The following is a 7,740-nucleotide window of genomic DNA, read 5'->3' on the forward strand; positions in this document are numbered from 1 at the left end:
GGGCCCGCGGTCGGGGGCCTGGCCGCAGGAGCGCCCGGGGCGGGTCGGACCGGTCGCGCCGGTGCGCCGGGGACGGGCGGGATGCCCTCGCGCAAGCTCTGGCACAGCTCCCCGGGGAGCTCGGGATGGTGAGCGCGGTGCTGCACGTGGACATGGACGCCTTCTACGCCTCGGTGGCCCTGGTGGACCGCCCCGAGCTGCGGGGCCACCCCGTGGTGGTGGGTGGCGGCCACCGGTCGGTGGTGCTCTCGGCCACCTACGAGGCGCGGGCCTTCGGGGTCCGCTCGGCCATGCCCATGGCCCGGGCCCGGCGGCTGTGCCCGCAGGCCACCGTGGTGCGCCCCGACCACGAGCGGTACGCGGCGGTCTCGGAGGCGGTCATGGAGGTCTTCCGCCAGGTCACCCACACGGTGCAGCCCACCTCGGTGGACGAGGCCTTCCTCGACCTCGGTGGCACCGCCCGTCGGTGGGGGACGCCCCAGCAGGTGGCCGAGTGGATCCGCCGCACCGTGCTCGCCGAGCAGCAGATCACCTGCTCGGTCGGCATCGGCCCCAACCCCTTCGTGGCCAAGGTGGCCTCCGGCCAGGCCAAGCCGGACGGTGTCCGCGAGGTCACCCCGGCCGAGGTCGTGCCCTTCCTCCACCCGCTGGACGTGGGCGTGCTGTGGGGCGTGGGGGAGCGCACCGCCGAGCAACTGGCCCGGTTCGGTCTGACCACGGTGGGGCAGGTGGCCCACACGCCGGTGCCCACCCTCCAGCGGATCGTCGGCCACCACGCCGGGGCCGCCCTGGCCGAGCGGGCGTGGGGCCGTGACCCGGCCCGGGTGCGCCCGGTGGTGGCCGAGAAGACCATCGGCAACGGCCAGACCTTCGACCACGACGTCGACGACCCCCGCCAGGTGGAGACCCGGCTGCTGCTGCTCTCCGACCGGGTGGCCGCCCGGGCGCGTGCGGCCGGGTCGGTGGGCCGCACCGTGCAGGTGACGGTGCGCTTCGCGGACTTCACCACCGTGCAGCGCTCCACCACCCTGCGCCGCCCCACCGACGTGAGCCGGGAGGTGCACGAGGCGGCCCTGGTCGCCTTCCGGTCCCTGGGCCTGCAGCGTGCCCGCGTGCGCATGGTGCGGGTGGTGCTCTCCGGGCTCACCCCCGCCGAGAGCACCCCCCGGCAGGCGATGCTGGACGAGCCGGAGGTCGGGTGGCGCGAGGCCGACGTGGCGGTGGACCGGGCCAGTGCCCGGTTCGGGGCCGGCATCGTGCGGCCGGCCAGCCTGCTCTCCGGGGCCGGTCGGTGAGCCGTGCGCATGCGTAGACTGGACGGACCGCGGCGTGCGTCGGGAGCCGTCGACGGATCCGTGAGGTCGTGGACCGGAGCTGGAGGTGGCCGATGGCCCTGTCGGAAGACGAGCAGAGCCGACTGGACGCCCTGGAGCAGTCCCTGCTGGTGGAGGACGGCGACCACTCCCACATGCCCGAGGTCGAGCGAACCGCTCGCCGGGACTCCCACGAGGCCGACCTGTTCGCCGTGTTCGCCGGTCGCGCCACCGCGGCGGCCCCGCCCTTGGACGAGGACGCCCCGCCGACCGGTGCCCGCCCCCTCGACGGCCCCTCCGCCCGCCCCACCGGTCGCCGTTCCCGTGCCGGACGCCTGGTGGTGGGCCTGCTCGTGGTGGCCGTGGCCATCGGGCTGTACGCACTGGCCGCCTGGGCCCGGCTGCCGTGGGTGGGGGTCGGGGGTTTTGCGCTGCTCGTCATCGCGGCCGCGCTGTGGATGCGCATGCCCGGCAACTCCTCCCGCTCCTCGTGGGGGGAGCACCGTCAGGCCCCTGCGCGGCCCGACCCGGGCGCGCCGCGTGGCCTCCTCGGGCGCGACCCCTTCGGGCGGGACCGCCCGGGCAGCGTCTGGGACGGCGGCCGACGGGTCACCGGGTCCCGGGTGGACGGTCTCCCCGGTCGCGCCGGGGGGTCCGTTGTCAGCGGCCGTGCCGGCACTCCCGGCCGTGCCCGGGCCACCCAGGGGTCCTTCATGCAGCGGCTCGAGCGCCGCTGGGACGCCCGGCGCGACGAGCGCGGCCGCTGACGCACCCGGCCGATTGCGCCCACGGCGAAACCCGGAACGTCCCGGCCCCGCCCCCTGTTGGCACGGGCACGGACCCCGCACCCGGGGACCCGGAACGACCTGCTGACACAGCAGCCATGACCCAGGAGGTACTCGTGGAGACTGCCGTCGCCCCCGTCCTGACCGCCGCCGACCGCTGCGACCGCTGCGGCGCCCGCGCCTACGTGCGCGTCACCCTCGCCGGCTCCCCGCTGCACTTCTGCGCCCACCACGGCCAGGAGCACCTGCCCGCCCTGCAGGACCGCGCGGACGTCGAGGTGCTCGACGAGACGCACCTGCTGCACGGCTGACGCCCATGGACTGGACCGTCCTGCTCGCCGTCCTCGTCGGCGCCGCCATGCTGGTCGGCCTCGTCGGCAGCGCGCTGCTCGTGCTGCCCGGCCTGGTGGTGGTGTGGGCCTCCACCCTGGTGTGGGCGCTGGCGGTCCAGTCCACCGCCGCGTGGTGGGTGCTCGGCATCGCCACCGTGCTGGCCGGCACCGCCACGGTGGTGCAGTACCTGGTGCCCGGCCGCCGCATGAAGGCCGCCGGCATCCGCACCTCCACGCTGCTGGTCGGCGTGCTCGGCGGCATCGTGGGCTTCTTCGTGATCCCCGTCGTGGGCCTGTTCGTGGGCTTCGTGGGCGGTGTCTTCCTCGCCCAGGCCCTGCGCGGCTCGTCCGGTGGGCTCACCCCCTGGCAGGCCACCCTGCACGCGCTCAAGGCCGTGGGCACCAGCATCCTCATCGAGCTGCTTGCCGGCATGCTCATCGCCGGCACCTGGCTGGCGAGCCTGGTGCTGCCCGCCCTGTTCTGAGGCGGACACGCCCCACCGCCTCACGAGGCTGTCGGTGGCGTCACCTAGGTTTGGCCCCGTGAATCCCCGCACTGCCAAGGCCTCGACCACCAGCAGCACCGGCTACGACGCCCGGCACCTCCAGGTGCTCGAGGGCCTCGAGGCGGTGCGCAAGCGGCCCGGCATGTACATCGGCTCCACCGACTCCCGGGGCCTCATGCACTGCCTGTGGGAGATCATCGACAACTCCGTGGACGAGGCCCTCGGCGGCTTCGCCACCGGCGTGGACGTCACCCTCCACGCCGACGGCTCGGTGGAGGTGGCCGACGACGGCCGTGGCGTGCCGGTGGACGTGGAGCCCCGCACCGGCCTGACGGGCGTGGAGCTCGTCTACACCAAGTTGCACGCCGGCGGGAAGTTCGGCGGCGGCTCGTACACCGCATCCGGTGGTCTGCACGGCGTGGGTGCCAGCGTGGTCAACGCCCTGAGTTCCCGCCTGGACGTGCAGGTGGACCGCGCCGGCACCACCTGGGGCATGAGCTTCCGCCGCGGTGAGCCGGGCGTCTTCGCCGACGACGCCTCGGGCCCCTCGCCGAGCAGCACCTTCGAACCGTTCACCACCGGCAGCGAGCTGCGGAAGGTCGGCACGGTCAAGCGCGGCGTCACCGGCACGCGCGTGCGCTACTGGGCCGACCCGCAGATCTTCCTGGCCGACGCGGAGTTCTCCTACCGGCAGCTCACCGACCGAGCCCGCCAGACCTCCTTCCTGGTGCCCGGCCTGCGCATCAGCATCACCGACAAGCGCCGCATCCCGGGCACGCCGGGGGAGAACGGCACCCACACCGAGACCTTCCTCCACGAGGGGGGCATCACCGAGTTCGCCGAGTACCTGGCGGCCGACGAGGCGGTGACCGACACCTGGCGCCTGCAGGGCACCGGCACCTTCACCGAGACCGTGCCGGTGCTCGACGACGCCGGCCACATGGTGCCCACCGAGGTGGAGCGCGACTGCGAGGTGGACGTCGCGCTGCGCTGGGGCACCGGGTACGACACGGTGGAGCGCTCGTTCGTCAACATCATCGCCACGCCCAAGGGCGGCACCCACGTGTCCGGTTTCGAGGCCGCGCTGCTCAAGGTGGTGCGCAAGCAGGTGGAGGCCAACTCCCGCAAGCTCAAGCCGGGCAAGGACAAGATCGAGAAGGACGACGTGCTGGCGGGCCTCACCGCGGGGGTGACCGTGCGTCTGGCCGAGCCGCAGTTCGAGGGGCAGACCAAGGAGGTGCTGGGCACCTCGGCAGTGCGCAGCATCGTGTCCAAGGTGGTGGAGACCGAACTCACGGCGCTGCTCACGAGCACCGCCCGCGGGCAGAAGCAACAGTCCGCGGCCGTGCTGGAGAAGATCGTCGCGGAGATGAGGTCCCGCGTCTCGGCGCGCATGCACAAGGAGACGCAGCGCCGCAAGAACGCGCTGGAGACCTCCTCGCTGCCCACCAAGCTGGTGGACTGCCGGTCCACCGACACCGAGGGCAGCGAGCTGTTCATCGTGGAGGGCGACTCGGCCCTGGGCACCGCCAAGCTGGCGCGCCAGAGCGACTTCCAGGCCCTGCTGCCCATCCGCGGCAAGATCCTCAACACGCAGAAGGCCTCGGTGGCCGACATGCTGAACAACGAGGAGTGCGCGGCCATCATCCAGAGCATCGGGGCCGGCTCGGGCCGCAGCTTCGACCTCGAGGCCTCCCGCTACGGCAAGGTCATCATCATGACCGACGCCGACGTGGACGGCGCCCACATCCGCACCCTGCTGCTCACCCTGTTCTTCCGCTACATGCGGCCCCTGGTCGACGCCGGGCGGGTCTACGCCGCGGTGCCGCCGCTGCACCGCATCGAGGTGGTGAACCGAGGCAGGGCCAACGACTACGTGTACACCTACTCCGAGGCCCAGCTCCACAGGGAGCTGGCGCGCCTGCGCAAGAACGGGCGCACGCTCAAGGACCCGCTGCAGCGCTACAAGGGCCTGGGCGAGATGGACGCCGACCAGCTGGCCGAGACCACCATGGACCCGGCCCACCGCACCCTGCGCCGCGTGACGATGGCGGACGTGGAGGCCGGCGAGCGCATCTTCACCCTGCTCATGGGCAACGAGGTGGCCCCGCGCAAGGAGTTCATCGTGAGCAACGCCGCGCAGCTGGACGCCGAGCGCATCGACGCCTGAAGGGGCCGGCCACCTCGCGTCGAGTGGCCGGTGGTGGCCGGAGGTCTCGCTCTGGCAACGAAATGCGTGTCGGCGTGGTGCCAGTCACACGCGATGCCGCACCATATGGTCCATGAGTACCGCCACCTCGCAGACGTCCCCGGTCCCGGACGGCTCGGCAGCCCCTTCCGGGGGCGAACCCGAGCTGAAGCGGGTCCTGGGCCCCAAGCTCCTGCTGCTGTTCATCATCGGTGACATCCTGGGCACCGGCATCTACGCCATCACCGGCAAGGTGGCCCACGAGGTGGGCGGCGCGGTCTGGGTGCCGTTCGTCATCGCCTTCGCGATCGCCATCATCACCGCCTTCGCCTACCTCGAGCTCATCACCAAGTACCCGCACGCCGGTGGTGCGGCCAACTTCATCCACCAGGCCTTCGGCATCCAGTTCCTCACCTTCATGGTGACCTTCCTGGTGATGGCCTCGGGCATCACCTCGGCCTCCACCGCAGCCAAGGCCTTCGCGTCCAACCTCTCGGCCGGCCTCGGTGCGGACTGGGCCTCGGACTCCCTGCCGGTGCTCCTGCTGGCCGTGGCCTTCATGCTGCTGGTGGCCCTCATCAACTTCCGGGGCGTGGCCGAGTCGGTCATGCTCAACGTGGTGCTCACCTGCGTCGAGCTGTCAGGTCTGCTGCTGGTGATCTTCGTGGGCCTGTGGGCTGTCATGGGCGGCTCGGACGCCCCGGTCGACTTCTCCCGCGCGATGATGTTCGAGACCAGCGGCGACAAGAACGCGTTCCTCGCCGTCACCGCCGGCACGTCGTTGGCCTTCTTCGCCATGGTCGGCTTCGAGGACTCGGTGAACATGGCCGAGGAGACCAAGGACCCGATCAAGACCTTCCCGCGCATCATGTTCACCGGTCTGGTCATCACCGCGGCGATCTACGTGCTGGTCTCGGTCACCGCCGTGGCCCTGGTGCCGGTGGGTGAGCTGGGCGAGGGGGACACCCCGCTGCTCAAGGTGGTCCAGGCCGGCGCCCCGAACCTGCCGATCGACACCTTCTACCCGTTCATCGCCATGTTCGCCGTGGCCAACACCGCGGTCATCAACATGCTCATGGCCTCCCGCCTGCTGTACGGCATGGCCAAGCAGGACGTCCTCCCGCGCCCGCTGGCGCTGGTTCACAGCGGCCGTCGTTCGCCGTGGGTTGCCATCATCGTGACCACCCTGCTGGCCGTCGGCCTGATCACCTTCGTCGGCAAGGTCTCCGCTCTGGGCGGGACCACCGCGCTGCTGCTGCTGGCCGTGTTCGCCCTGGTGAACGTCGCCTGCATCGTGCTGCGCAAGCGGGACCACGAGATCGACCACGACTACTTCAAGGCCCCCACCTGGATCCCGTGGGTGGGCGCCATCGCGTGTGCCTACATGGTGGGTCCGTGGACCGGTCGTGACACCGAGCAGTACGTCATCGCCGGGTGGTTGGTCGTCATCGCCGTGGTGGCGTGGGCGCTGACCTGGTTCCTCAACCGGGCGCTGTACGCCAAGCCGACCCGTCTGCGTCACCCGGAGGACCTCACCTGATCGGCCGGTCGGCCCACGTGGGCCGACCACCCTGTTCTGCCGATGCGGTGGTGCAGTGACGGGGGCCGCCCACCCGGGGCGGCCCCCGTCGGCGTCCTCGCCATGGGTCGCCTGCGCGTGGCGCCCGCCCGCGACGGTGCCCCCGTGGTACAAGTTCTTGACCCATCACCGACGATGCCGAGGACGCGCCGTGCCCGCTGACGCCCCCCCACCATGCCCAGACGACCGGTTCCCGTCCGAGGCGGTGGGCCCGCCGCACGTCGCTGCTGCTCCCCGGCCTCCTGCTGGCCGTGACGCTGTCCGGCTGCGACGTCGGCTCGCTGGGCAGCGAGGGTCGCTACACCGAGACCGGGGACGTCTCGAAGGCCGCGGCGGCCGAGCAGGGGGCCGGCTCCGGGGTGGAGACGACGGCGTCGGCGTCGAGCGCGTCCCCGACGCGCACGAATGCCGCGCGCAGCGCGGATGGTTCCTCAGCCTCCTCGGCCAGCGAGGGGTCGACGACGCCCACGGCCACCGTGGCAGCACCCAGCAGCGCGGCCACGGAGCGGGCGTCCGCCACGGCGGCGGACCCCACGACGACACCGTCGGCCACCCGCACCGCGGCGCCCGCGGCGGTCTCCACCCCGGTGGCCGCCGCTGCCGCTGCTCCCGCTGCTGCCGGGGCGTCCCGGGGCCCGGTGGTCAAGGTCGTCGACGGTGACACCCTCGACGTGCGTCTGGCCTCCGGGGTGGAGCGGGTGCGCGTCATCGGCCTGGACACCCCGGAGATCGGCGAATGCGGCTTCCGCGAGGCGTCCGCCGGCCTGCGGAACCTGGTCGCCGGCACCACCGTCACCCGGGAGCGCGACCCCACCCAGGACAACCGGGACCGGTACGGACGCCTGGTGCGGCACGTCCGCATGGCCGGGGGAGACTCCGCTGCCGTGCGCATGATCCGCCAGGGCCTGGCTCCGGAGTACCTGTACGACGAGCCGTACCAGAACCGTGCCGCCCACCTGGCGGCCGAGCGGGCGGCCAAGGCCGAGCGGCTCGGCATCTGGGGGCGCAGCGGCTGCACCGCCCCCGCTCCGGCCCCC

General features: G+C 72.6%; 8 protein-coding genes. 7 read left to right on the plus strand and 1 reads right to left on the minus strand.

The window, feature by feature from the left end; genetic code table 11:
• Window positions 1-125 precede the first annotated feature (125 nt).
• The 6 genes from dinB (at window position 126) to HMPREF3099_RS00450 (ending at window position 6,664) form a co-directional block, all read left to right on the plus strand.
• The gene (gene dinB / locus HMPREF3099_RS00425; RefSeq protein ID WP_070703244.1) at window positions 126-1,295 is read left to right on the plus strand and encodes a DNA polymerase IV; all 1,170 of its coding nucleotides are present in this window, start codon (window positions 126-128) and stop codon (window positions 1,293-1,295) included.
• 92 nt (window positions 1,296-1,387) lie between these two features.
• Complete coding sequence (locus HMPREF3099_RS00430; RefSeq protein WP_070703245.1) at window positions 1,388-2,080, plus strand: hypothetical protein; 693 nt, start codon at window positions 1,388-1,390, stop codon at window positions 2,078-2,080.
• Between the two features lie 116 nt (window positions 2,081-2,196).
• A complete protein-coding gene (locus HMPREF3099_RS00435) occupies window positions 2,197-2,409 on the plus strand; it encodes a DUF7455 domain-containing protein (protein ID WP_070703246.1) in 213 nt (70 codons plus the stop codon).
• Window positions 2,410-2,414: 5 nt separating this feature from the next.
• A complete protein-coding gene (locus HMPREF3099_RS00440; RefSeq protein WP_070703247.1) occupies window positions 2,415-2,915 on the plus strand; it encodes a DUF456 domain-containing protein in 501 nt (166 codons plus the stop codon).
• Between the two features lie 58 nt (window positions 2,916-2,973).
• On the plus strand, window positions 2,974-5,106 hold the full coding sequence (locus tag HMPREF3099_RS00445; protein ID WP_070703248.1) for a DNA gyrase/topoisomerase IV subunit B: 2,133 nt from the start codon (window positions 2,974-2,976) through the stop codon (window positions 5,104-5,106).
• A gap of 112 nt (window positions 5,107-5,218) precedes the next feature.
• Entirely contained in the window at window positions 5,219-6,664 is a 1,446-nt protein-coding gene (locus HMPREF3099_RS00450) for an APC family permease (protein WP_083323352.1), read from the plus strand.
• A 337-nt stretch (window positions 6,665-7,001) separates the two neighbouring features.
• Here the strand turns inward: HMPREF3099_RS00450 and HMPREF3099_RS00455 are convergent, their stop codons facing one another.
• Window positions 7,002-7,349, minus strand: coding sequence for a hypothetical protein (locus HMPREF3099_RS00455; RefSeq protein WP_168168396.1), 348 nt, complete (start codon window positions 7,347-7,349; stop codon window positions 7,002-7,004).
• 25 nt (window positions 7,350-7,374) lie between these two features.
• On the opposite strand from HMPREF3099_RS00455, the gene HMPREF3099_RS00460 reads away from it, so the two are divergent.
• A partial coding sequence (locus tag HMPREF3099_RS00460) for a thermonuclease family protein (protein WP_237769679.1) occupies window positions 7,375-7,740 on the plus strand: 366 nt, incomplete at its 3' end.

Origin of the sequence: Kytococcus sp. HMSC28H12 (assembly GCF_001816045.1) — a bacterium.
In the GTDB taxonomy this organism is placed as follows: Bacteria; Actinomycetota; Actinomycetes; order Actinomycetales; family Dermatophilaceae; genus Kytococcus; species Kytococcus schroeteri.

Excerpts from the sequence above, each read along its gene's own strand:
- dinB (WP_070703244.1), top strand. The coding sequence starts at position 126 with ATGGTGAGCGCGGTGCTGCACGTGGACATGGACGCCTTCTACGCCTCG.
- HMPREF3099_RS00430 (WP_070703245.1), top strand. The coding sequence starts at position 1,388 with ATGGCCCTGTCGGAAGACGAGCAGAGCCGACTGGACGCCCTGGAGCAG.
- HMPREF3099_RS00435 (WP_070703246.1), top strand. The coding sequence starts at position 2,197 with ATGACCCAGGAGGTACTCGTGGAGACTGCCGTCGCCCCCGTCCTGACC.
- HMPREF3099_RS00440 (WP_070703247.1), top strand. The coding sequence starts at position 2,415 with ATGGACTGGACCGTCCTGCTCGCCGTCCTCGTCGGCGCCGCCATGCTG.
- HMPREF3099_RS00450 (WP_083323352.1), top strand. The coding sequence starts at position 5,219 with ATGAGTACCGCCACCTCGCAGACGTCCCCGGTCCCGGACGGCTCGGCA.